This is a genomic window from Kluyvera fluvialis (genome assembly GCF_059725275.1).
In genome coordinates, this window is record NZ_AP046142.1 from 2319139 (window position 1) to 2343593 (window position 24455).

The 24455-nt window shown below is 48.9% G+C and carries 18 protein-coding genes; 14 read left to right on the forward strand and 4 right to left on the reverse strand.

What is annotated here, in order from left to right; all coding sequences use genetic code 11:
* The first annotated feature begins 198 nt into the window (after nucleotides 1-198).
* Entirely contained in the window at nucleotides 199-1740 is a 1542-nt protein-coding gene (gene tyrR, locus AC6I4B_RS11080; protein WP_497771669.1) for a transcriptional regulator TyrR, read from the forward strand.
* Nucleotides 1741-2165: 425 nt separating this feature from the next.
* Here tyrR and tpx read toward each other — a convergent pair whose 3' ends face one another.
* Nucleotides 2166-2672 carry a thiol peroxidase gene (gene tpx / locus AC6I4B_RS11085; protein WP_497771670.1) on the reverse strand — a complete coding sequence of 169 codons (507 nt, stop codon included), beginning with the start codon at nucleotides 2670-2672 and terminating at the stop codon, nucleotides 2166-2168.
* 101 nt (nucleotides 2673-2773) lie between these two features.
* On the opposite strand from tpx, the gene ycjG reads away from it, so the two are divergent.
* Nucleotides 2774-3739 (forward strand): L-Ala-D/L-Glu epimerase, encoded by a 966-nt coding sequence (gene ycjG / locus AC6I4B_RS11090; protein WP_497771672.1) that lies wholly within the window; start codon nucleotides 2774-2776, stop codon nucleotides 3737-3739.
* Here ycjG and mpaA read toward each other — a convergent pair.
* Nucleotides 3730-4449 (reverse strand): murein tripeptide amidase MpaA, encoded by a 720-nt coding sequence (mpaA, locus tag AC6I4B_RS11095; protein WP_497771673.1) that lies wholly within the window; start codon nucleotides 4447-4449, stop codon nucleotides 3730-3732. The two genes, ycjG and mpaA, sit on opposite strands and share 10 nt — an antisense overlap.
* Before the next feature lie 190 nt (nucleotides 4450-4639).
* Between mpaA and AC6I4B_RS11100 the strand changes: the two genes are divergently transcribed.
* A complete protein-coding gene (locus AC6I4B_RS11100; RefSeq protein ID WP_497771675.1) occupies nucleotides 4640-6256 on the forward strand; it encodes a peptide ABC transporter substrate-binding protein in 1617 nt (538 codons plus the stop codon).
* Between the two features lie 49 nt (nucleotides 6257-6305).
* On the opposite strand, the gene AC6I4B_RS11105 is transcribed toward AC6I4B_RS11100, so the two are convergent.
* Nucleotides 6306-8447, reverse strand: a complete 2142-nt coding sequence (locus AC6I4B_RS11105; protein WP_497771677.1) for a putative bifunctional diguanylate cyclase/phosphodiesterase — start codon at nucleotides 8445-8447, stop codon at nucleotides 6306-6308.
* 380 nt (nucleotides 8448-8827) lie between these two features.
* Here AC6I4B_RS11105 and AC6I4B_RS11110 point away from each other — a divergent pair, with 380 nt between their 5' ends.
* From AC6I4B_RS11110 to dbpA, 3 genes are all read left to right on the forward strand, one after another.
* Nucleotides 8828-10000, forward strand: coding sequence for a methyl-accepting chemotaxis protein (locus tag AC6I4B_RS11110; protein WP_497771678.1), 1173 nt, complete (start codon nucleotides 8828-8830; stop codon nucleotides 9998-10000).
* Nucleotides 10001-10615: 615 nt separating this feature from the next.
* Nucleotides 10616-11599, forward strand: coding sequence for a zinc transporter ZntB (zntB, locus tag AC6I4B_RS11115; RefSeq protein ID WP_497771680.1), 984 nt, complete (start codon nucleotides 10616-10618; stop codon nucleotides 11597-11599).
* Nucleotides 11600-11930: 331 nt separating this feature from the next.
* Nucleotides 11931-13304, forward strand: coding sequence for an ATP-dependent RNA helicase DbpA (gene dbpA, locus AC6I4B_RS11120; protein WP_497771682.1), 1374 nt, complete (start codon nucleotides 11931-11933; stop codon nucleotides 13302-13304).
* Nucleotides 13305-13346: 42 nt separating this feature from the next.
* On the opposite strand, the gene ttcA is transcribed toward dbpA, so the two are convergent.
* On the reverse strand, nucleotides 13347-14282 hold the full coding sequence (ttcA, locus tag AC6I4B_RS11125; RefSeq protein WP_497771683.1) for a tRNA 2-thiocytidine(32) synthetase TtcA: 936 nt from the start codon (nucleotides 14280-14282) through the stop codon (nucleotides 13347-13349).
* A gap of 341 nt (nucleotides 14283-14623) precedes the next feature.
* On the opposite strand from ttcA, the gene AC6I4B_RS11130 reads away from it, so the two are divergent.
* The 8 genes from AC6I4B_RS11130 (at nucleotide 14624) to AC6I4B_RS11165 (ending at nucleotide 24455) form a co-directional block, all read left to right on the forward strand.
* A complete protein-coding gene (locus tag AC6I4B_RS11130) occupies nucleotides 14624-15769 on the forward strand; it encodes a transglutaminase-like domain-containing protein (protein WP_497771685.1) in 1146 nt (381 codons plus the stop codon).
* Nucleotides 15747-16103 (forward strand): mercuric transporter MerT family protein, encoded by a 357-nt coding sequence (locus AC6I4B_RS11135; protein WP_497771687.1) that lies wholly within the window; start codon nucleotides 15747-15749, stop codon nucleotides 16101-16103. Before AC6I4B_RS11130 ends, AC6I4B_RS11135 begins: the two co-directional genes overlap by 23 nt.
* On the forward strand, nucleotides 16100-16384 hold the full coding sequence (locus AC6I4B_RS11140; RefSeq protein WP_497771688.1) for a heavy-metal-associated domain-containing protein: 285 nt from the start codon (nucleotides 16100-16102) through the stop codon (nucleotides 16382-16384). The genes AC6I4B_RS11135 and AC6I4B_RS11140 overlap by 4 nt, the downstream gene beginning before the upstream one ends.
* Before the next feature lie 196 nt (nucleotides 16385-16580).
* Complete coding sequence (locus tag AC6I4B_RS11145; RefSeq protein WP_497771690.1) at nucleotides 16581-17609, forward strand: methyl-accepting chemotaxis protein; 1029 nt, start codon at nucleotides 16581-16583, stop codon at nucleotides 17607-17609.
* Between the two features lie 514 nt (nucleotides 17610-18123).
* Nucleotides 18124-18900, forward strand: coding sequence for an ABC transporter permease (locus AC6I4B_RS11150; RefSeq protein WP_497772113.1), 777 nt, complete (start codon nucleotides 18124-18126; stop codon nucleotides 18898-18900).
* Nucleotides 18897-19565: an ABC transporter ATP-binding protein gene (locus AC6I4B_RS11155; protein ID WP_497771691.1), complete on the forward strand. Its 669-nt coding sequence runs from the start codon at nucleotides 18897-18899 to the stop codon at nucleotides 19563-19565. Before AC6I4B_RS11150 ends, AC6I4B_RS11155 begins: the two co-directional genes overlap by 4 nt.
* 60 nt (nucleotides 19566-19625) lie before the next feature.
* Nucleotides 19626-20729 (forward strand): Stealth CR1 domain-containing protein, encoded by a 1104-nt coding sequence (locus tag AC6I4B_RS11160; RefSeq protein ID WP_497771693.1) that lies wholly within the window; start codon nucleotides 19626-19628, stop codon nucleotides 20727-20729.
* Nucleotides 20730-20792: 63 nt separating this feature from the next.
* Nucleotides 20793-24455 carry a CDP-glycerol glycerophosphotransferase family protein gene (locus tag AC6I4B_RS11165; protein ID WP_497771695.1) on the forward strand — a complete coding sequence of 1221 codons (3663 nt, stop codon included), beginning with the start codon at nucleotides 20793-20795 and terminating at the stop codon, nucleotides 24453-24455.

Sequence of the window (24455 nt, forward strand, 5' to 3'; positions counted from 1 at the left end):
GCTGCGCTTATCAGGCCTACAAACAGGCCTGCACGTGTTTATACCCCACCAATATTTGTCCTACAATGAACGTATAACTTTACGGCACAAAGGCCAATTTTCCGTCATACTGTCAATAATTGTTGACACTCATCTTCACGCCAGCAAATAAGTGTCTTATTATTCATACGTCTTTGGCTTAAAAGGGTGAAAACTCCCATGCGTCTTGAAGTCTTTTGTGAAGACCGTCTCGGTCTGACCCGTGAATTGCTCGATTTGCTGGTACTGCGTGGCATTGATTTACGCGGTATCGATATCGACCCTGTTGGCCGAATTTACCTTAATTTCGCGGAGCTGGATTTCACCAGCTTCAGCAGCTTAATGGCGGAGATCCGCCGTATCTCTGGGGTGACGGATGTGCGCACCGTGCCGTGGATGCCGTCGGAGCGTGAGCATCTGGCGTTGAGCGCGTTACTGGAAGCGATGCCCGAACCGGTGCTGTCGCTGGATACACGCAGCAAAATTGAACGCGCCAACCCAGCGAGCTGCCAGCTTTTTGGCCTGAGCCAGGAGCGTATGTGCAACCATAACGCAGCGCAATTGATTAGCGGCTTTAACTTCCAGCGCTGGCTGGAGAGCGACACGGTGCAATCTCATGCCGTACATGTGGTGATTCAGGGGCAAAACTTCCTGCTGGAAGCCACGCCGGTTTACCTGAGTGGCGAAAATGACGATCGTATTCTGGCTGGCGCGGTGGTGATGTTGCGCTCGACGCTGCGAATGGGCCGCCAGTTGCAAACCATGACTACCCAGGATGTCAGCGCATTTAGCCAGATTGTGGCCGTAAGTTCGCGTATGCGTCAGGTGGTGGAACAGTCGCACAAGCTGGCGCAACTGAGTGCGCCGTTGTTGATTGTGGGGGAAACCGGAACCGGTAAAGATCTGCTGGCTCATGCCTGCCACCTCGCCAGCCCGCGCTCCGCCAAGCCTTATCTGGCGCTGAACTGCGGCTCAATACCGGAAGATGCGGTTGAAAGTGAGCTGTTTGGTGATGCCGCCGACGGCAAAAAAGGCTTCTTCGAGCAGGCCAATGGCGGCTCGGTGCTGCTGGACGAAATTGGTGAAATGTCACCGCGTATGCAAACCAAACTGCTGCGTTTCCTCAACGATGGCACGTTCCGCCGTGTGGGTGAAGATCACGAAGTGCACGTTGACGTGCGGGTGATTTGTGCCACGCAGAAAAACCTGGTGGAGCTGGTGCAAAAAGGGCTGTTCCGCGAAGACCTTTACTATCGCCTGAATGTATTGACCCTGAACCTGCCACCGCTGCGTGACCGTCCTCAGGATATTATGCCGCTGACCGAACTGTTTGTGGCGCGCTTTGCCGACGAGCAGGGGATTTCCCGCCCGAAATTGTCTGCCGACCTGAATAACGTGCTCACCCGTTACGGCTGGCCGGGCAACGTGCGTCAGTTGAAAAATGCGGTATACCGCGCGCTGACCCAGCTTGAAGGTTATGAACTTCGCCCACAGGATGTCTTGCTGCCGGATCACGATGTCACCAGCACCGCCGTCGGTGAAGAGGCAATGGAAGGGTCGCTGGATGATATTACCCGTCGTTTTGAACGCTCGGTGTTAACTCAGCTTTATCGCAACTATCCCAGCACGCGTAAGCTGGCAAAACGTCTGGGGGTTTCGCACACTGCGATTGCTAATAAATTGCGCGAATATGGCCTGAGCAATAAGAAAAACGAAGAGTAACATCCCCTCTAATACTCCCCGGTAGCGTTACGTTGCTGGGGATTTCATTGCATATTGAGATTGTACTGAACGCGGTATGCTGCATTTGTCATGCCGCTGAGTGGTGAGGCTATATAACGCTGACGGTCATCGTGGTGGGAATATAAGCAGAATTGACTGAATATGCCTGGTTTACGACCGGTTTTCGAAAAAATAGGGCAAAAACTCCCCCTAACACCTTAAATCATATACTCTAAAAAGATTAGGGATAGTAAATTGTCCTGACCACAAAGAGCCTATCCCGCCAGGCTATCTTATTTGCCATTTGGCTTATCGCAGCGCCCGGAACCGACATGTTCTGCCTGTACGTTCCTATTTAACCTCGCTTCGAACCAAACTGCGCGATAGCACCTGCCAGGATAGGCTCTAAGGTCAGGACATAAGCATTACGCTTTCAGTGCAGCCAGGGCAGCATCGTAATCCGGTTCGTTGGTGATTTCATTCACCAGCTCGCTGTACACGACGTTGTCGTTTTCATCAACAACGACCACCGCGCGAGCGGCCAGGCCTTTCAGCGCGCCATCAGCGATACCTACGCCGTAGGTTTGCAGGAATTCTGGTGCGCGCAGGGTGGACAGCGTAACAACGTTGCTCAGGCCTTCAGCACCGCAGAAGCGAGACTGTGCGAACGGCAGGTCAGCGGAGATGCACAGTACCACGGTGTTCGCCAGTTCACCTGCCAGTTGATTGAATTTGCGCACGGATGCCGCGCAAACGCCGGTATCGATGCTTGGGAAAATGTTCAGAACTTTACGTTTGCCAGCGAACTGGCCCAGGGTGACGTCAGACAGATCTTTTGCCACCAGCGTAAACGGTTGAGCTTTATCACCCGCCTGTGGGATAGAACCTTGAACTGCAACGGGATTGCCCTGGAAATGTACGGTTTGCGACATGATTATCTTCCTGTTTACATATAGTTAACGTCTGCACTAGTGTATGACATCAGGTGTTAACACAGCAAACGCTAATTTACGCCTGAATAAAAGGAGCGAAAATGAGAAATTTGCGAGTTTTCGAAGAGGCCTGGCCACTGCACACGCCGTTCGTTATCGCCCGTGGTAGCCGCAGCGAAGCAAAAGTGGTCGTGGTCGAACTGGAGCAGGATGGCGTAAAAGGCGTCGGCGAGTGCACACCGTACCCTCGCTATGGCGAAAGCATCGCCTCGGTGATGGCGCAAATTATGGCTATCGGAGAGCAACTGGAGCAGGGCATAACGCGTGAGCAACTGGCAACGTTACTGCCTGCTGGTGCGGCACGCAACGCCGTAGACTGCGCACTGTGGAGCCTGGAAACGCATCTGGCGCACACGGATGAAATTACCCGCCTGGGCGTTACGCTGCCCGAAACCATCATCACCGCGCAGACCGTGGTGATTGGTACGCCGGAGCAAATGGCCGCCAGCGCAAAAGCGCTGAGTGAAAGCGGGGCGACGCTGCTGAAAATAAAGCTCGATAACCATTTCATTTGTGAACGTATGGTGGCGATCCGTGCCGCTGCCCCCCATGCGACGCTGATTGTCGATGCCAATGAATCCTGGCGCGCGGATGGCCTGGCGGCGCGTTGCCAACTGCTGGCCGATCTTCACGTCGCGATGCTTGAGCAGCCGCTGCCGGTAGGTGAAGACGAGGCACTGGAAAACTTTATTCATCCACTGCCAATTTGTGCCGATGAAAGCTGCCACACGCGGGAAGATTTGCCGGTACTACGTGGGCGTTATGACATGGTAAACATTAAGCTCGATAAAACCGGCGGCTTAACCGAGGCGCTGGCGCTGGCGGCGGAGGCCAAAGCGGAGGGCTTTTCGCTGATGTTAGGCTGTATGCTGTGTACTTCGCGAGCCATTGCCGCCGCGTTGCCGCTGGCGCCACAGGCCCGCTTTACCGATCTCGATGGCCCAACCTGGCTGGCTGCTGATGCGCAACCTGCTTTAAATTTTAGCCACGGCGAACTTCATTTGTGATGCTGCGGCTGCCAGTGTAATAGCGCGGTCATCGCCGCCAGATAGTTCTCGCTGGCTTCATCTGTCGAAATCGGCGGGAACTCGGCGGTAATGCAGTGCAGGCCGATATCATGACACCAACTGCCAAACGAACCGGGCGTTTCGTAGCCCACGCTGCCGACCAGCGGCAGGGCGAAAGCACCCGCCAGCCACTGTCCCAGCTCGCTTTGGCGAGCATCTTCAATGCAGGCGAGCGGGTCATGAAACGAGACGACCCACGCCGGGCTAATCTGATGAATTAACTGACACAGCGCCCGGCTTTCTGGCTCTGAGCCTGGGCGGTTGCCGGTGAGCAGTACCACGTCGCGCTGGTCGGCGGCGCTATTCCAGCGATAGACCGTTTCTCCTGCCTTCCAGTTCGCTGATGGAAAGTTGCGATTCAAATCAACGCCATTGGCGTTAGCTCTTAGCCCTAGCTGGCAACCGTCTGGATTGACCGCCAGCACCACATGATGACGACGGAGATCGGGCGCCAGCGTGCGTAGCGCGCAGGAGAGCGTCACCACTGAGGCGTTTTCATCGCCATGAGTACCGGCAATAATGAGGCCGCTTTGCGGGCCTGCCAGCGGGGCGGGAAACCAAATCAACGGTGCGCCCAGCAGAGAGCGACCATAGTGTTGTGTCCCTTGCGGGAACGCGCCGCGCTGGGCGCGAGGGCGGGTAGCTGACATGGCGTGAGTCCTGATAGAAAAAGGGGATTATCAGCAGTGTTGTGCAAAACCCGCCATGAATCAAATAGTTTCCAGAGTCATATTTGACGGGGATATATCAACTTTCTGTGACATGTCGTTTGCAATTATGGAATGTGAAACAAATAATGATTTCATTATGTTGTGTGGGTTTACCTATTAAGGGGATGTCATGAAGTATCCTTTCGCCTTGACCTGCTGCGCTGCCTGGCTTGCAGGGTTGAGTTCTGTCGCTGTTGCGGCCGATGTTCCCGCCGGAACCGTGCTGGCGAAGCAGCAGGAGCTGGTTCGTCATATTAAAGATGAACCTGCCTCATTAGATCCCGCCAAAGCCGTGGGGCTGCCGGAAATTGAAGTGATTCGTGACCTGTTTGAAGGCCTGGTCAATCAGGATGCCAACGGCAATATTGTTCCGGGCGTTGCTACCCGCTGGCAGACGAACGATCAGCGAATCTGGACGTTTACGCTGCGTGATGATGCCAAATGGTCCGATGGCACGCCGGTGACTGCGCAAGATTTTGTCTATAGCTGGCGACGTTTGGTTGACCCGAAAACGACATCGCCTTTTGCGTCATTTGCCGTGCTGGCAGGAATTAACAACGCGCAGGCCATTATTGATGGCAAAGCCCAGCCTGAGACATTGGGCGTCACGGCGGTGGATGCGCACACCTTGCGCGTTCAGCTCGATAAATCGTTGCCGTGGTTTGCCAGCCTCACCGCCAATTTCTCGCTCTATCCGGTGAACAAAGCCAATGTCGAAAGCGATAAAAACTGGACACGCCCGGGCAAGCTGATTGGCAACGGCGCTTATGTGCTGGCCGATCGCGTGGTCAATGAAAAGCTGGTGGCCGTGCCGAATAACTATTATTGGGATAACGCCAAAACGGTGATTCAGAAAGTCACGTTTGTGCCGATTAACCAGGAGTCTGCGGCGACGAAGCGCTATCAGGCCGGGGATATCGACATTACCGAATCGTTCCCGAAACATCAGTATAAGAAACTACTCAAAGAGCTGCCGGGGCAGGTTTACACCCCCGCGCAGTTGGGCACGTATTACTACGCGTTTAATACCCAGAAGGGGCCAACCGCCGATTCACGCGTGCGTTTGGCGCTCAGTATGAGTATCGACCGGCGGATTATTGCCGATAAAGTTTTAGGTACTGGCGAGAAACCCGCATGGCGCTTTACCCCAGATGTGACGGCGGGCTTCACGCCGCAGCCATCGGTACTGGAGAAGAGCAGCCAGGCGGAGCTGAATGCGCAGGCGAAAATGCTGTTGCAGGCCGCAGGTTATGGCCCGAATCGCCCATTGAAGCTCACGTTGCTGTATAACACCCAGGAAGTGCATCAGAAGATTGCCATTGCGGTGGCATCGATGTGGAAGAAAAATCTGGGCGTTGACGTCAAGCTACAAAACCAGGAGTGGAAAACGTACATCGACAGCCGTAACACCGGTAATTTCGATGTGATTCGCGCCTCCTGGGTGGGCGACTACAACGAGCCGTCAACGTTCCTGGCGTTGCTGACCTCGGCGAACAGCGGCAATATTCCCCGCTTTAATGACCCCGCCTACGATAAAATGATTCACCAGGCGACGCAGGAAAATACCGCTCAGGCACGTAATGCGGATTACAACGCGGCAGAGAAAATCCTGATGGAGAAATCGCCGATCGCGCCCATTTATCAGTATACCAATGGCCGTTTAATCAAGCCGTGGGTGAAGGGCTACCCGATAACCAACCCAGAAGACGTTGCCTATACCCGTATGATGTATATCGTGAAGCACTAATTGTCCTTTTCCCCCACAGGCGCAACTCTCGCGTCTGTGGGGAGAGAGATCAAGCCTGTTTCTTTTTACCAGAAGACGAAATATCCCGACGCATCGCAGTGGCGGCATGAGGATCGCTGCTTAACGGCAGGTTGCCGAGCATTACCTCAATCTCGCTTGCTGGCACTGGATCGGAGAACCAGAACCCCTGCAACGCGTCGCAACCCAGCGCGGAAAGGATCCTCTGTTGCTCTTGCGTCTCCACGCCTTCCGCCACCACATCCATATTCATCGAATGCGCAATGTTGATGATAGTCGTGACGATTTTGATATTTTTACTGTTTTCGCGCATATCCTTCATAAAGCTTCTGTCGATTTTCAGCTCGCCAGCGGGAAGATCTTGTAGCGCTAGCATATTTGAATAACCGACGCCGAAGTTGTCGATAGAAATGGTGATACCGATACGGCAAAAATCATTAAAAATCTGCACGCTACGATCAAAACCGTGCAGGGCGGTGGTTTCGGCAAGCTCAATGGTCAAACGCGTAGGCGAAACGCGGTGGCGCACTAAGGCATCGCACACCCGTTCGTAAAAATTCTGCTGCTCAAACTGTACGGGCGAAATATTCAGCGACAACGTCCAGTCATCATGCCCTTCGAGGCCCCACTGGTGTAGCTGTTGGCAAGCCTGTTCAAGGATCCAGTTGCCGACGGGCACAATCAGACCGGTGTTTTGCAGCGTGGGCAGAAATACATCGGGCAGCAGGATCCCTTTCTTCGGATGCCGCCAGCGTAACAGCGCCTCAAAGCCGTAAACGCGCTTTTCCTTCACGTGATATTTAGGCTGATACCACACTTCAAGCTGCCCGCGATCCATCGCCTGGGTGAGATCCTGCAAGAAATGCGCCCCTTGCCAGGTGCTATCAAGCATGGACTCGTTATAGAAAACCCAGCCGTTGCGCCCGCTGTGCTTAACGTGATACATCGCTGTATCCGCCGACAGCTTGAGTTCCTGTGGCGTTTCACCGTGCCCAGGATAAAGGCTGATACCGACGCTGAGTGAAATCTGTAATATTTGCCCGGAGTGATAAAAAGGCCGCCGAATACTTTCGACCATTCGCGTACAGATGTCGGCGATTTCCGCTTCGCTACAGTTGGGCGCCAGCAAAATAAACTCATCGCCGCCGATACGGGCGAGGGTCATTTTCGGCGTCAGACAGGCGCTCATGCGGTTGGCGACAGAGACTAACAGGTTGTCGCCCACGTGGTGGCCCCAGGCATCGTTCACCAACTTAAAGCGGTCGAGATCCATCAACACAAGCGCAAAAGTGCTGCCCGCGAGCCGAGCCTGATGCAGGCAGGCCTGTAGGCGCATATCAATCTGGCTGCGGTTTGCCAGCCCCGTCAGGCCATCGAAACGCGCCTGTTGTTCTAGCTGTTGATTCAGGCGTTGCAAATTATCGGTGAGCCGCGTGGTGCGTACCTGGGAATCGACCATCGAGATCATCAGCATTAGCCCCAACAGCAGCAGTGTGGTGACGGACACCCAGATAGACAACCCTTCTTCGCTGACCATCGTCGCATGTTCAACCATCACATGGCCCTGGCCGGTAAAGGTTGCCGCACTCATGCCGGTGTAGTGCATGGCGGCAATCGCAATCCCCATTGCCAGCGCTGCGCCAATACGGGTGAGCAGTACGCCTTTGCTGTTTAGGCGCAGACTAAACGCCAGCCACAGCCCCACACTGGAGGCCACAATCGCGATAACCACTGAAGTTATAATCAGCGGAATGCTCCAGATAATGTCCTCATGCGACATCAGCGCCGCCATGCCGACATAGTGCATGGTCACCACGCCGCTGCTTAATAGCGCGGTGGCGATACATAACCGCTTAAGTGATAGGGTATTTCCGGCGACGGCGATATTAATCGCCAGCGAAGAGGCGATAATCGCCGCCAGCAGTGAAATAACCGTTAACCCCAGGTGATAACTCATGGGCATCGGCATTTTCATGGCTAACATGCCGATAAAATGCATTGACCAAATGCCAATCCCTAGCGTTGCACCACCGGTGATGCGCCAGAAAATAGCGGCTTTTTTATTGGAAGCGGCAATTTTTGCTGCACTATCAAGCGCAACGAAGGAGGCAATGAATGCCACCAAAAAAGAAATGCCGACCAGTATTGGGTCCCACGAAGCGTGCATCATCATGCAGGCCATACCTTTTAATTCAGGGAGGTTCTAATTAATCTATCAGTAAATTCTGAATCTAGCTCAGGAAAATAATAATACACAACCCCTCTTTTTGAACGATTGCTACGCTCGTTACCTGCATTATTAAGCAGCGCTACAATAGTGTGAATTAACCATAAATATAGACGATGAATTTTTTATATTATGCTTAATATCCATGTGGTTAAGTTTGGTTTTGGTTTTTTATTCCATCTTATTATTTCATTTTGAGATAATCACCTGTCGAAAGTAAAACTTGAGTAGTGAATGGTCAAAGTGCTGAAAAACACCTAAACATCCTGGTAAATACCGTTTCTGCTGATATAACAAAAATACATGACCAGTGATGGGGAAGGGGTATGTTTAAAAATATTAGCGTCCGAACGTTTATCCTGGTGTTTATTTTGACGGTCTTTTTGATAGTGGATGTTGTCTGCTTAATTTTTTCTAAGAATATATTCTTGCTATTAGCGATTAATATAGTATGGCTGATAGCACTGGGGCTGCTGTGGCTGTATATGACCAAATACCTGGTCACGCCAATTAATGCCGTAAAGTGCAGTATTGATGAAGTTAATGACGGTAACTTGTCAGTGCGTATTCCCATCTTCGGCAATAACTGTGCTGGACGTTTAATTCCGGGGATCAATAATTTATCAAACAATATCTCGACGCTGGTGGCGGAAATCCGCTCCTCGTCGGATACCGCGATGTCACTTTCCGAACAACTCGCCACGCGCAGTGCGGAACTCTCGGTGAAAACCGAGCAGCAGTCGGCAACCTTAATACAGACGGCTGCCAGCATGGAGCAGATTTCTGCCAGCACCAAAAACAACGCTGAACATACACGACTTGCCAGCGCTCGTGCTGGAGAAGCCACGCAATGTGCGCGTAAAGGTGGGGCATTAATGGGCGATGTGGCAACCAATATGCAGTCGATTACCGATTGCGCCCGCCAGATGACCGAAATTATTACCCTGATAGACGGCATCGCCTTTCAAACCAATATTCTGGCGCTGAACGCCGCAGTAGAAGCCGCGCGCGCCGGTGATCATGGTAAAGGTTTTTCCGTGGTGGCAGGCGAGGTGCGTAATTTGGCACACCGCAGCGCCGAGGCGGCAAAAAACATTAAGACGTTAATTAATGTGACCAGCGAGAACGTGACGCAAGGGGCGAATATTGTTGCCGAAGCGGAGAAAAATATGCAGGAGATCGTCAGCGGATCGGGCGAATTAAATGGCCTGATGGAGCAGATCGCGGTTTCGACATCGGAGCAAGAGAAGGGCATCGACCAGATAACTATTGCACTGACGGAACTGGAAACGGTGACGCAAAGTAATATTGCCGTCGTGGAGGAGCTGGCGCGATCGTCCGATATCCTGAAGCGTCAGGTTATTGATTTGCAGTCCACAACGCAGAACTTCCGCATTGGTGATGAGCAACATTCACCCGTCGTCAGGCCGGTTATCGCACCGCCGCTAAAGCCGGCAGCGGCGGGAAATAACGATCAGAACTTCTGGCAATCTTTCTAACTTCGCGATTCCCTCAGCTTATTTCTTGCGGCTTTCGGGTTGGGCGCGAGGCAACATCCCTGTAAAGCCGCGCCCTCAGCCCACATCCCTGTGGGCTGCCCCGGCCTCCAGAGAACGCTTCGGCGATTCAGACGCCACCCACGTCAGTGTGGTCCTTGAATGAACAGCCAGAACCAGCGTTGCTGAAACCGATGAGTCCCCGATGGAAATCGGCGAGTCGGAGAAAGGAAGACAAGGTCAGACCGCCAGGGATGGCGGGCTGAGGCGAACCGAGACAGGAAGTCGAGTTTCGCCGTGCCGCAGGCTGGAGTTCGCAGGCGAGCGTAGTGCGAAGCACCGATTTCCCTGCGGGGCCGCAGGGATTGTCAAGGGGAACTCGGCAGTCCCCCTTGACCCGTTCACCGGTGCATAGATTTCATTTTCTGCAAAACATAAAGTGAACGGAATTTTGCGTATAGCTGACAAGCATTACGCGTCATGCCGGGTTTTTTTACGTCTTATAAACCGCTTATCGATTGTTTTGCGAACAATCTCAGTATGATGGCGTGGGCGCTTATTGCTTAACAAAAGGAGATGGCTAGACTATCAGAAACAACAGTAGTGAGCGGAGGTGATGTGGAAGCCATAAAGGGAGCCGACCTAAACGTGCCTGATGCGGTATTTGCGTGGTTGTTCGACGGGCAGGGTGGCGTAAAACCGTTAACCGACGCGGACACGATCAGTAAAGATAATCCGTGCTGGCTGCACATGAACTACACCCACCCCAATAGCGCACAGTGGTTGGCGACAACGCCGCTACTGCCCAACGTGGTGCGCGATGCGCTTTCCGGCGAAAGCCTGCGCCCACGGGTTAGCCGGTTAGGCGAAGGGACGCTGATTACGCTGCGCTGTATTAATGGCAGCACCGACGAGCGCCCAGACCAACTGGTGGCGATGCGGCTGTACATTGACGAGCGCATGATTATCTCAACCCGACAACGCAAAGTGCTGGCGCTGGACGACGTGGTCAGCGATCTCCAGGAGGGCAGCGGCCCGACGGATTGCGGCTCATGGCTGGTGGATGTGTGCGATGCGTTAACCGATCACGCGAGCGAGTTTATCGAGCAGTTGCACGACAAAATCATCGACCTGGAAGACAACCTGCTGGAGCAACAGATTCCGCCGCGCGGTTTCCTGGCGCTGCTGCGCAAACAACTGATTGTGATGCGCCGCTATATGGCGCCGCAGCGTGATGTTTATGCGCGGCTTTCCAGCGAGCGTTTATCGTGGATGACGGACGACAATCGGCGACGAATGCAGGATATTGCCGACCGGTTAGGGCGCGGGTTGGATGAAATCGACGGCTGTATCGCTCGCACTGCGGTGATGACCGACGAAATTGCCCAGATGATGCAAGAGTCACTTTCACGACGCACCTACACCATGTCTTTGATGGCGATGGTCTTTTTGCCGAGCACATTTTTGACCGGGCTGTTTGGCGTCAACCTGGGAGGCATTCCCGGCGGCGGCTCGCATCTCGGTTTCTCGCTGTTTTGTATTATGCTGGTGGGGCTGATCGGTGGTGTTACTTGGTGGTTACATCGCAGTAACTGGTTGTAAAAAATCACCTTTTATATTCTGTTTTACAGTGATAACGCGACTAAATTTGAGCGAGGTCAATAAACCCGTACCCCGTTCGAGGCAATATCGATGTCGCAGGTGAATGCAACGTCAAGCGATGGGCGTTGCGCTCCATATTGTCTTACTTCCTTTTTTTGAATTACTGCATAGCACAATTGATTCGTACGACGCCGGCTTAGAATAGTCGGCTTTTTTTTGTCTTTTTTCCGCTACCCTTACTCCTGCGAACGATTAATTGTCGCATCGATCGGCGAGATCTGCGAGGATACGCGCCTGCTGAACTTTAGCCCCTAATTCGCGAGAAAAAATTGTGACCGCTTTTGCCACCCTGAATGCACTGCCAGCCTCCCAGATAGACAACCTCAACGACCTGGGCTACCTCTCCATGACTCCGGTTCAGGCGGCGTCGCTGCCAGCTATTCTTGCTGGAAAGGACGTGCGCGTGCAGGCAAAAACCGGCAGCGGCAAAACGGCTGCATTCGGCCTGGGTCTGCTGCAACGCATTGATGCCGGCCTGTATCAGACACAGTCGTTAGTACTCTGTCCCACCCGTGAACTGGCCGACCAGGTCGCCGGTGAAATTCGCCGTCTGGCGCGTTACCTGCCGAATATTAAAGTGCTAACCCTCTGCGGCGGCCAACCGTTTGGCGCACAGCGAGACTCCCTGCAACATCCACCGCACATTATTGTCGCCACGCCAGGCCGCCTGCTGGATCATCTGCAAAAAAACACGGTGTCGCTGGATGCGCTGCAAACGCTGGTGATGGATGAAGCAGACAGAATGCTGGATATGGGCTTTAGCGACGCGATTGATGAAGTGATCCGCTTTGCTCCGGCCTCACGCCAGACGCTGCTGTTCTCCGCCACCTGGCCGGAGGCGATTGCCGCAATTAGCGGGCGCGTACAGCGTTCACCGGAAACTATCGAAATTGATAGCGTAGATGCGCTGCCAGCCGTTGAACAGCAGTTTTTCGATGTGCCACGCCACGGCAAAATCGCACTGTTGCAGCAGTTACTCAGCCAGCATCAACCGGCCTCGTGTGTGGTGTTCTGTAACACCAAAAAAGATTGCCAGGCCGTTTACGAGGAGCTGAATGCCGCAGGGCAGAGCACTATCGTGCTGCATGGCGACCTTGAGCAGCGTGACCGTGACCAAACGCTGGTGCGTTTTGCGAACGGCAGCGCGCGCATCCTGGTGGCGACCGACGTTGCCGCCCGTGGTTTAGATATTAAATCGCTGGCGATGGTCGTGAACTATGAGCTGGCGTGGGACCCGGAAGTGCACGTACACCGTATTGGCCGTACCGCGCGCGCAGGTAACAGCGGTTTAGCCGTGAGCTTCTGCGCCCCGGAAGAGGCACAGCGCGCGAATATTCTCGCTGAAATGCTGCAACTGAAACTGAACTGGATGCCGGAGCCAGGCAAAAACCGCATTGTGCCACTGGCGGCGGAGATGGCGACGTTATGCATCGATGGCGGCAAGAAGGCCAAAATGCGCGCGGGCGATGTGCTGGGCGCGTTAACCGGTGATGTCGGGCTGGTTGGGGCGGATATTGGTAAAATCGATGTGCATCCGGCGCATGTCTATGTCGCGGTGCGAGCTGGTGTGGCGAATCAGGCGTTTAAACAGCTGCAAAAAGGCAAGATTAAAGGCAAAGCGTGTCGCGTGCGTTTGCTTAAATAAGCCGTAAAAAGCGTCTCAGGTTCGGCCTGAGACGCCAATCATTTACTTCACTTCCACTACGTTCAGGCGCAGCTCATCAAGCTGACCGTCTTCTTCTTCCGGCTGCCAGCCCACGGGCTGTAACGGCAGTTCTTCCCGGTCAAACGCTAAATCGCCACCGTTAACCACTTCAGCACCGTGAGTCAGACCTTTAAAGTCGAACAGTGAGGTGTCGCTCAGGTGTGATGGCACGACGTTCTGCATGGCGCTAAACATCGTCTCAATACGGCCCGGATAGCGTTTATCCCAGTCGCGCAGCATGTCGCCAATCACCTGACGTTGCAGGTTAGGCTGAGAGCCGCACAGGTTGCACGGAATAATCGGGAAGGCTTTAGCTTCGGAAAAACGCTCGATGTCTTTTTCGCGGCAGTAGGCCAGCGGGCGAATCACGATATGTTTACCGTCATCGCTCATCAGCTTCGGTGGCATCCCCTTCATTTTGCCGCCGTAGAACATATTCAGGAACAGCGTCTGTAAAATGTCGTCACGGTGGTGCCCCAGCGCGATTTTGGTCGCACCCAGCTCAGTTGCCGTGCGGTACAAAATACCGCGACGCAGGCGAGAACACAGCGAGCAGGTGGTTTTCCCTTCCGGGATTTTTTCTTTGACGATGCCGTAGGTGTTTTCTTCGACAATCTTGTATTCAACGCCCAGTTTTTCCAGGTATTCCGGCAGAATATGCTCCGGGAAGCCGGGCTGCTTCTGGTCAAGGTTCACCGCCACCAGGCTGAAGCTAATCGGCGCGCTCTGCTGCAAGTTGCGCAGAATTTCCAGCATTGTGTAGCTGTCTTTACCGCCGGACAAGCAAACCATAATGCGATCGCCATCTTCGATCATATTGAAGTCAGCAATGGCTTCGCCCACGTTACGACGCAGACGCTTCTGTAATTTGTTCAGGTTGTATTGTTCTTTTTTGCTAATTTCTTGATTTTGTTGCATGTAATGGTTACTCAAAAATCTAAATGGAAACTCAGGCCGAATACAGCGTCTCCCCGTCCATTTGATTTGCGATAAAAGACCTGTTTCGCGCTGACTATTGCGGCAAATCAGCGAATGTGTGGCGTGTATGGTACGGATTACGGCGACGAATACCAGCATGTTTTGCAGTCGGCATAACAGTAACGCGTAAACCCAACGAATAAGCCGATAACCATGCGCTATTTTTGCATCGCTACCCCTTCTTATGCATTGTTGTGACCAATGCATCGTCGCATAATAGCGCCCAACCTCCGCAGGTGCGGGGTTAAGTGCCAGCTTTTACTGGCAATGAAGGATACACAATGGAAAGGCGTAACTTCCTGAAAGGTGCTGCGGCACTGTCCACGTTAGGGCTGGTTAGCCCGGTCTTTGCTAAAACGGAAACGGTCGCGCAGCCTGCCGTCACCTCTTCTGCTAAATCTCGCCGTTTTGTGATGACCCAGACCTACAGCCTCAAGGCACCAGAAGGGTCTTCCGGCAAGGTGAATCTGTGGATACCCATTGTGGAAGATACCGCCTTCCAGCAACTGCTTAACCTCTCTTTCAGTGGCAATTATCAGAGTGCCTCACTCAATGCCAACAACCGTTACGGCGCAAAAGTACTGTTTGTGACCTGGCCGTCCTCCAGCGGGCCGCTCAATATTAACGTTGAGATGGAAATCGAGACGCGCGACTGGGAAGTACTGAAAGAAAACCGTCTTGCGGATTGGCAACTGCCTGCGCAAGGTGGCGTGATTCCTGATGACATTAAACCGTTCCTGCTGGCGACCCCGCATATCCCCGTCGATGGTCTGGTAAAAGAGACCGCTTTAAACATTATCGGTGATGAAAAAGCGCCGCTGAAACAAGCTCGGCTGCTCCACAACTGGGTGAGCAGCCATATGCACCGTGATGACGCGGTGATTGGCTGCGGCACTGGCGATGTCGGCGAGATCCTCAAAACCGGCAAACTTGGCGGCAAATGTACTGATATCAACTCGGTGTTTGTTGCGCTGTGCCGCGCGGTAGGCATCCCGGCGCGCGAAATGTTCGGTATCCGCGTAGGGGCGAGCCGCAAACTGGACGGCTACTCCAAAAAAGCGTTTGGCAGCGCCGATGCGCAGGGTGTGGCAAAAATCAGCGGTGGTCAGCATTGCCGTGCTATGTTCTGGCTCGCCGGTTTTGGCTGGCTGCCCGCAGACCCGGCAGACGTGACGAAAATGCGTTTGACCGAGAAAAAAGACAACAGTGACCCAGCGGTTGCCGCCGTCAATGATTACCTGTTTGGGAACTGGGAAATGAACTGGGTTGGCTTTAACCACGCGCGTGATTTTGCCTTGTCGCCAGCCGCAGAACAGGGCGACGTTAACAACCTGGGCTACCCGTATGCCGAAGTAGACGGCGATCCGCTGAATTTTTACGATCCGGCTGCTTTTAGCTATGACTATGTCAGCGTCGAACAGCATTAAGGGCGGGGTACTTACGCTGCTGGCGGCGATTATCGCCGCTGGCGCGTCAACGCTATGCTGCATTGGGCCGCTGCTGTATCTGCTGTTTGGTATTTCGGCTGCGGGGCTGGTGGGTATCCCCGGCGCAACCTGGCTACAGATACCGATGGTGATTGTTGCACTCGGGCTGATGGCTCGCGGGTTCTGGCGTTTATATCTGTCGCCAAAACCGGTGTGTGTCAACGTGGTCAGCCGTCGGTTGCTGCTGTGGCTGTACTGGCTGTCTGTACCATTAGTGCTGATACTGATCAGTTACCCGTATGTTCTGCCCTGGATTTGGGAGTGGATGGAATGAAAAAAGCCGCCTGTCTGGCGTTAGTGCTGTTCACACCGTTTGGTTGGGCCGCCGATAAACTGGTAACGATTGATGTTGCTGAGATGAACTGCTCGCTGTGCGTTATCTCCATTAACCAGGCGTTGCGTACCACCGATGGGGTGATAAAAGCGAAAGCCTCACTGAAAACGCGGCAGGTCACGGTGGTCGTGCCGGAAGGTTTTGATAACCAGCGGCTGCTGGCAGCGATTGCTAAAACGGGTTTTCGTGGTGAAGTTCACGATGTGAGTGCGGTGCAATAAATAAAAACGGTAGCAGGCCACATCCCCCCAGGCAGGGCCTGTTTGGACTCTCCTTAAACTGATCTAACTCTCCAAATAAAACGACCGTCGAGGTCGTTTCCCCGCTTTTCATTTAAGTATACTCCGAGTTGTGCCGATACTAGATATAATACGTTCTTTACCCGCCTCCTGTCAGACATATAAAATGGATACCCTTATGCTTGATATTTTTCCCCACAAAAAACAGCCGCATTTAGATGAAATTAATAATTCATGCCCAAAAGATGTTGTAAGTGAAGGACAGGAGGATTCTTTACTAGAACAGGTTTTATGTCACAAAATATTGTTAGGAACATCAACGATTAACCTGATTCGGGACTCGATTCTTGAGTCCAGCGAGCAGTTCAATGTACAGATAAGACAAATTGATGAATTAAATCATCAGAATGATGAAGCGAGAAACTCGATAAAGACATTAATGCACTTTATTTCCAATATTAACAAGTGCTCTACAGATGCAGATGAAAACATAGTAACGTTAAATCTTTCTCTTGGCAAAATAACCGACTGCATCAATAGCATTCAAAAAGTGGCCTGGCAGACGAATTTAATCGCGATAAACTCTGCGATCGAGGCGGCCAGAGTAGGGGAAGCAGGCAGAGGATTCAGCGTAATCGCTCAAGAAGTTAAGCAGTTAGCCGATGATGTACAAAACAGCTCGGTCGCAGTTCATAGCACAACCGCTTTGATATTAGATAATTCACAAGGAGTAAATAAAATTCTGGCTGAGCAGAAGACAATAATCGACGATACCCTGGGAAATATCGAAGATATCGTTGGCTCAATTAGCATCATTATCAATAAATCCGAAAGCATGAAGCAAATGCTTGAGAATATATCAACAATCCAATTCCTGAATGTGGTGAAGATAGATCATATACTCTGGAAGTTTGGTATTTATCAAATGTTACTTAATAAAGAAAAAGATAAAGAAGTCACAATGCATGACCAATGTCGCTTAGGCAAATGGTATTATGGCCCGTCAGGCCAGCCATTCTCACATTATAAAAACTTTTCCCTCCTGGAGGCGCCGCATAAAAAAGTCCATGTTTCTGGAAATGCTGCCTTAGCGGAGTTCGCAGCCGGTAATATTGAAAAAATGTCGCAAGAATTAGACCTAATGGAAAATGCCAGCAATGAAGTCATGTATCAGATAGAACAACTCGTTCATGACATTAGCCACTAAGAACCCTCTGCATTCCGTGTGTATCAGGGGAGGGCGAAAGTGTCCATTGGTGGTGTGTTCGTCAGTGGACCTGATATGACGCTTAGGTAGGTACATCCCTATGCTGAAGGTGTAGGGTGACGACCTCTATTCCAGTCGATAGCGCGTACTATCGCTCCTGCGCGTTCACGTAGCTGAGGGGAGGCTCTATCCTGATTTGATGACATTTTGAATTCCCTTCTCTGAGCATTTAGCCTCCAGGATTTCCGCACAGTTCATTTATCTGCAAAGGGAATGAAGAGCTCTCCGCCATGAAAATTCTTCCTGCCGAAAACCAATCCGCTTATTTTTTACTCGTCACATCATCTAAAACACCTTATCAATTTAAGTTTTATCCGAACCGACCGTATGTATTTAGCTTATGGGGGGGACTAAAGAATCCCTCGTTCTTGTCAATTTCATTTGAGCTCTAAGCGTTCAGGTTGCTATAGCCTGGGGCGGTAGCGTGCTCGCAAGCATTACGGGACCAGCATCAATGGCCAGAAGTGGGCTAGAAGTACAGCAAGCGGCTGTGAAGGCATTGTTTTTACGTGAGATCAAAACACGGTTTGGTAAGTATCGGCTCGGATATTTGTGGGCGATACTGGAACCGTCAGCACATTTGTTGATCCTGCTTATGATTTTTGGCGTTATCATGCATCGGACCATGCCTGATATTTCGTTTCCGGTATTTTTGCTAAATGGTATTGTCCCTTATTTCCTTTTTAATAATATAACCAAGCGATCGGTAAACGCAATCGAAGCTAATCGAGGCCTTTTCCACTATAGGCCGGTTAAACCGATCGATACAATAATATCAAGAGTCCTGCTGGAAACAATTATATATTCGGCGGTCTATTTGAGCCTGATGGTATTAATGGTATTGGTTAACGAACTGACTTCAATCAATAATATACTTTTACTGTGCTGTGTTTGGGGGGCGTTAGTTATCCTCTCAAGCGGTATCGGTATGATTTTTATGGTCATAGGAAAAATATATCCAGAAGCTGAAAAGATATTTCCTATCATACTAAAGCCATTATATTTTATATCGTGCATCATGTTTCCATTACATGCTATCCCTTCAGACTATTGGAAATATTTTTTGTGGAACCCCATCGTTCATGTTGTTGAATTAGGTCGTGAAGCTGCCGTTAATGGATATGTTAGCGAAGGGGTTAGTATGGGATATTTAGCGAGTGTCTCTCTGGCGGTTTTTTTCATAGGGTTAGCACTCTATAGAACCTTTGAAGAAAGGATGCTGACATCATGATTGAGATTAGGGATTTAACGAAGTCCTATAAAGTTAAAGGGACAAGACATTATGTTTTTAGAAACTTAAATGTCCAACTGCCCTCTGATAAGAGTATTGCATTAATTGGGCGTAATGGCGCTGGGAAATCAACGCTACTACGTATGATTGGTGGTATTGACAGGGCTGATAGTGGCGAGATTATTACCGATAAGACGATTTCATGGCCCGTCGGATTATCCGGTGGATTTCAGGGGAGTCTGAGTGGACGCGAAAATGTCAAATTTGTCTCTCGACTTTATGCCAAAAAAGATGAGGTACGTCAAAAAGTTGAATTTGTTGAACAGTTTGCTGAGTTGGGAAAATATTTCGATATGCCAATCAGAAGCTATTCTTCAGGTATGCGATCGCGGCTGGGTTTTGGTTTGAGTATGGCATTTAGTTTTGATTACTATTTGGTTGATGAAGTGACAGCTGTGGGGGATGCGAGATTTAAGCAAAAGTGTTCTGAGCTATTCTTACAAAGAAAGAAAAACTCTTGTTTGCTAATGGTGTCTCATAGCGTTAGTCAACTCAAGCAATACTGTGATGCAGCTTTATTTATTGATAGAGATAATAAAGTAGCCTTCTATGATGACATCGATGAAGCTCTTGCTGCGTATAAGAAATCCGAATCTCTGTGCTGATTTAATCATTAGTGTAATGATGATGAGCTTTAAATATCTGTCCATTCCAGTCGGTGGGAAATGAAAAAGATTAAGAAACTTATTAATAATCCAGGCTGTTTTTTACGTGATTATTTTAACAAACGATATCCGATCATTAGAAACGAAATATCATGTCCTGATTATGTCGAGAAAGAATTAATCCATCATGATAATCTTCTTGAAAGTAAAATAAAAACAGAATCATCAATTGATGTTGTTTATACGTGGGTGAATAATCAAGATCCCACGTGGCAATCGAAATTTATTGGAGCTTGTGAGGCTAATAGTCAATGCCATCTGGGACAATATGCCCAAGATACGGCTCGTTTTGACAACCATAATGAAATATTTTACTCATTAAAGAGTATTATCAATTATATGCCGTGGGTTAATAAGATCTACGTCATAACGGATTCCCAAATTCCTCCAGGGATCGATTTTTCTGACAAAATTAAAATAGTCGATCACCGTGAAATAATAGATGATAGATATCTCCCAACATTTAACTCACATGTAATTGAGGCCCATCTCCACAAGATTCCAGGGCTTGCCGAGAAATTTATTTATTTCAATGATGATGTTTTTGCCGCCCGTCCATTAAATGCGTCACATTTCTTTAAAAGTAATGGTATTGCATCCCTGTTTCTTTCCAACAAAAGTCTCAACGCAATGAGCGAAAGAGGGGTAGCGACACCAACACTATCGGCATCTTTGAAGGTTAAAGCGCTTTTACACCGTGACTATCAGTTTGAGATTGATAGCCCACTGGTTCATACCTACATACCATTAAGAAAAAGTATGTTTGAATTCGCATGGGATAAATATCACGACGAAATTCATAGCTTCTTAGGGAATAGGTTCAGAACCAATAACGATATAAATGTTGCTACTTGTCTGGTTCCCTGGTTGACATATATACATGGAAAAGCATTTCCTGTTAGAGATATTTGCTATTACTTTAACATTCGCTCATCGATTGCCAGAAGTTATTATAAGGCACTAGAGAAAAACAGAACGCTTGATAGTGCACCGCATTCATTTTGCGCAAATGATTTTAACTCTGAAAAAGTAACCCTAAGCAACTATCATGATTTACTTTTGTTAAATTTAAAAAAATACTTCAGCAAAGATAACAAGGCCTAAAATATTATAATGAACAGGAAATTAAGGAAGTTAGTTAAGAATCCACGGTTGTTTTTTTATGACATGATGGCGAAGAAAACAAGCTTCAGTAAAATAATTAAAATCACTCAGGTGATACGAAGAAAGTCGCTGGAGCGAACGTACAATATAATACTGCTCGCTGAGCCTTCCATGACGGATGTAAGAGCATGGGTGGATAAGGTTGCATTTCAATTTATTAAGCATGAAAACAACGTAAATATCATTCTGCTAGATTTAGGGATCTGTGCTGAAGAGCGTAAAAACCTTAATGATTTGAAATTCAGCATATCCATGTATCACACCAGTAATCAGGATGAGTATAAGCAGTTTTGTTATAAACTCAGCCATGAATATTCTCTATTTATATGGGGCGGTGATTCTTTAAGTCCGAAATATTTAAATGTTGTTGATCTCTATCTTTCATCAGAGGCTGTCAAAGATAAAAGGGTTGTATTTACCCCGATAGTATCTAATAGTGATGTCTATGATCCAAACTCGGCATTCTTGAAAAAATTAAACACCGATAAAATACCCGGGGCAAAAGTTGTATTTGATTGCATATATGGAAAGGTTATTCCTACATCCATGTTACTGGCTGCATTTAAAGCAAAAGCGCATTTCCCTGATTTTCATTATAATGGTGCGATAGTATTAAGTGACATTATTAGTCTGGTGGAAGATGACCAAATTTCGTACTATCTTGATAATGCGATTTACAAGGTACATATCAATGCTTCGACGACGCCATCAAGAGGTGTCTCATGGGATAATCCAGAGTTGTTCACTCGGTCATTTTTTAACATGGTCGATGATCTCCGCGTTCAAATTGATAATCGTGTGTCCTGGCAACCAATGCTTCAAAAGGTTCTGTTAAGCATTGTTGTTAAATATATTAAAAAAGGGGTGACAAACCAATCATTGCTGGACGGCCTCGAAAAAAATGAACGGGATATCTTTATAGATAAATTCAAATACGCTATAGAGCTAATTGGAAATGAATCCTTAAAGACATATAATATTTCTCTGGCTGAACACTTGAAGATTGGTTTACTGCATCTTCAGGGATGTCAGTGTAGTTCTAAATTTATTGATTTACTTCAAGTTGATACTGATAAAAAACAGGTTTTAATTCGTTATTACTCAACATCAATTGACAATGAATTGTATGTTTACAATGGTAAACCAGTCGTGCCACTGGTTGATAAGCATATATCTCATACATTATTTGGTTCGATCTTTTTTTATGAGCGCCGCGTATGGTTGCAAATGGACGAAAGTTTACCCGATGCTGCCTTATCGGTGTATCTAAATGGGATGCAATGCAAATTTAAAGGGCCAGACAAAAAAATATATGATGAGCTGACCTATAGAAATATCATGGCGGTACATGGAAGGTTAGCGTTCCCGTTTGTAATAACGGAGAAGTATCGCGATATCTGGATTCTCATGGATCGCGATAACCAGGCTGATGACAACGCCGAGCATCTGTATCGTTATATCCAGACTTATCGCCAGGATATTGATGCATGGTTCGTTATTAACCAAAATTCCCATGATTGGGACAGGTTGAAAAATGAGGGTTTCAAACTATTGGCATTTGGTAGTGAGGAGCATGAAAAAGCCCTGTTATCATGTTCAAGAATATTGAGCTCTCATGCCGCACAGTTTGCAACCGATTATTTCAAAGATAAGCGGATGTTGTGGAAGAAGTTTATCTTCTTGCAGCACGGTATTATTCATAACGATCAGTCTACATTATTCCGGGCTGACTGGAAGAAATTTGATATCTTCCTTACCTCGGCTTATGACGAATATCACTCTCTGGTTAATGATTTTAGCGGATATAAATTTACCGCAAAGGAAGTTGCCTTAACAGGTCTTCCTCGTCATGATGCTTTGGTGACGTCAGAAATTAAAACAGAGAAAATGATTCTTGTGATGCCAACCTGGCGTCCCGCGTTATTAGGTAAAGTGATTAAAGGTACCGAACGTGCACTACTGGCGGATTTTAACAGCAGCGAATATGCTGTCGCATGGTTTGAATTCTTGAATGATCCACGACTGGCTCAATGTGCTCGCGAACACAACTATAAAATAGTGTTCTTCCCTCATGCCAATATTCAACCTTATCTCCACGGATACCAACTTCCTGAACATGTTGAGGTTCTTAGCCATGCCAGCGGCAGCATTCAGGAACTGTTTTTAAAAGCCGCTATCATGGTGACTGACTATTCATCTGTGGCGTTTGAGATGGCCTATTTGAATAAACCCGTTTGTTATTATCAGTTTGATGAGGAAAGTTTTTTCCTGGTAGGTCACTATAATAAAGGCTACTTTAGCTATCGTGATAATGGGTTTGGCCCTGTTTCAACCAGTAAGGATGAGATCATCGATTTTGTTATTGACTCCATTGATTCTGGTTGCAGAATGCAATCTCCGTATGCAGAGAAAGCCATTAACTTTTTCCCCTATCGTGATGGTAAATGCTGTGAACGTGTTGTTAATACGGTTTCTTCTTTGGATGATAGGGACATCGACGATAATCTATTGTTCAGTGCAGGTATCTGTAAAGGCAATGATAGAGTCTTCCAGTGGGCAGAAAAATTATATCGAAACGGTCATTATTCTTCAGCCGTAAAGTATCTCGATGATGCCATTGATGGTCAACGCCTTCTGCCGGAGGATTACGCAGAATTATATGTTAATGCGCTAATTATGTGTGGAGATATTAATCGAGCGCATAAATTTATAGCTATTCATTTCTCATCCGACAAAGGGCAACATAAGAGTCTGCAAGCTCGCCATGCTATTGTCAGCGCCATTTTTCACGGGGCTTCTCCAGGTGAGTTTGACATTACTGTGAATGGGTATGATTGGCATCTCTATAATCTGATGTTTAGCCGTGACAGCCGTTTTACTCTGGACAATCAGTGCGATTATATCGAACTTGCCGAGAGTCTTCACCAGCAGGCGTTGAGTTCAGTAACGGTGGGGAGTATTAATAACCCGATATTGAATTATGATATTGTTCTACTGAAGTTATATGAACTAACCGGTGACTATGAGGGGGTAATACAATGCTATGCCCTTATGGATATGAGTGCGCAAGGTCATATTGTTGCTAAGTACCTATATCTGAAAGCGCTGTTTGAATTGAATAAATGGAGTGACATTCAGGATTTCATTGGTTCCGAACCTATCTTGCAGGGCCGGACTGGACTAGTGAAATTTGCGGCCTGTCATTTTATGGCTGCCAACGGATCTCATAATAGAATTGAAAATATCAATGATTATCAATATTTATTGGCGGATGCTGCTGGCCTGGATGATAGTTGTATTATTGAGATGTTAAAATATTATTTATACAGCGAAGGTGATTTAGATACTGTCGCTACTATTGTTGATGAATGTGCTATTCGAGTGCCGATAGCGCTGGTTGAGGATTTTTCAGTTGAGTTGTGTAAGATTAATCAGTCTGAAATAGCCTACAGGTACTTAAAGCTATCAGACGCCAGCAGTATGTCAGTCGAAGGGCTTGCGCTATTAGGTCATCTGGCGATGGCTTATGGTGACTATGAGCTTGCTGTTAATGCCTTTAAACAAGCCTATCTGAGCCGCCTGCCGGTGTCGGATGCTGGTTTATTTGAGAAACTATCGGTGGCAAGACGTTGGTCTGAGCGTCACCTTTCCTCACCAAATTTTTAA

Bases quoted from the DNA above. Each gene is read 5' to 3' on its own strand.
- AC6I4B_RS11145 (WP_497771690.1), top strand. From the start codon at position 16,581: ATGCTTGATATTTTTCCCCACAAAAAACAGCCGCATTTAGATGAAATT.
- AC6I4B_RS11105 (WP_497771677.1), bottom strand. From the start codon at position 8,447: ATGATGATGCACGCTTCGTGGGACCCAATACTGGTCGGCATTTCTTTT.
- ycjG (WP_497771672.1), top strand. From the start codon at position 2,774: ATGAGAAATTTGCGAGTTTTCGAAGAGGCCTGGCCACTGCACACGCCG.
- AC6I4B_RS11140 (WP_497771688.1), top strand. From the start codon at position 16,100: ATGAAAAAAGCCGCCTGTCTGGCGTTAGTGCTGTTCACACCGTTTGGT.
- AC6I4B_RS11165 (WP_497771695.1), top strand. From the start codon at position 20,793: ATGATGGCGAAGAAAACAAGCTTCAGTAAAATAATTAAAATCACTCAG.
- AC6I4B_RS11110 (WP_497771678.1), top strand. From the start codon at position 8,828: ATGTTTAAAAATATTAGCGTCCGAACGTTTATCCTGGTGTTTATTTTG.
- tyrR (WP_497771669.1), top strand. From the start codon at position 199: ATGCGTCTTGAAGTCTTTTGTGAAGACCGTCTCGGTCTGACCCGTGAA.
- mpaA (WP_497771673.1), bottom strand. From the start codon at position 4,449: ATGTCAGCTACCCGCCCTCGCGCCCAGCGCGGCGCGTTCCCGCAAGGG.
- AC6I4B_RS11135 (WP_497771687.1), top strand. From the start codon at position 15,747: ATGTCAGCGTCGAACAGCATTAAGGGCGGGGTACTTACGCTGCTGGCG.
- tpx (WP_497771670.1), bottom strand. From the start codon at position 2,672: ATGTCGCAAACCGTACATTTCCAGGGCAATCCCGTTGCAGTTCAAGGT.
- AC6I4B_RS11160 (WP_497771693.1), top strand. From the start codon at position 19,626: ATGAAAAAGATTAAGAAACTTATTAATAATCCAGGCTGTTTTTTACGT.
- AC6I4B_RS11150 (WP_497772113.1), top strand. From the start codon at position 18,124: ATGGCCAGAAGTGGGCTAGAAGTACAGCAAGCGGCTGTGAAGGCATTG.
- AC6I4B_RS11155 (WP_497771691.1), top strand. From the start codon at position 18,897: ATGATTGAGATTAGGGATTTAACGAAGTCCTATAAAGTTAAAGGGACA.
- AC6I4B_RS11100 (WP_497771675.1), top strand. From the start codon at position 4,640: ATGAAGTATCCTTTCGCCTTGACCTGCTGCGCTGCCTGGCTTGCAGGG.
- ttcA (WP_497771683.1), bottom strand. From the start codon at position 14,282: ATGCAACAAAATCAAGAAATTAGCAAAAAAGAACAATACAACCTGAAC.
- AC6I4B_RS11130 (WP_497771685.1), top strand. From the start codon at position 14,624: ATGGAAAGGCGTAACTTCCTGAAAGGTGCTGCGGCACTGTCCACGTTA.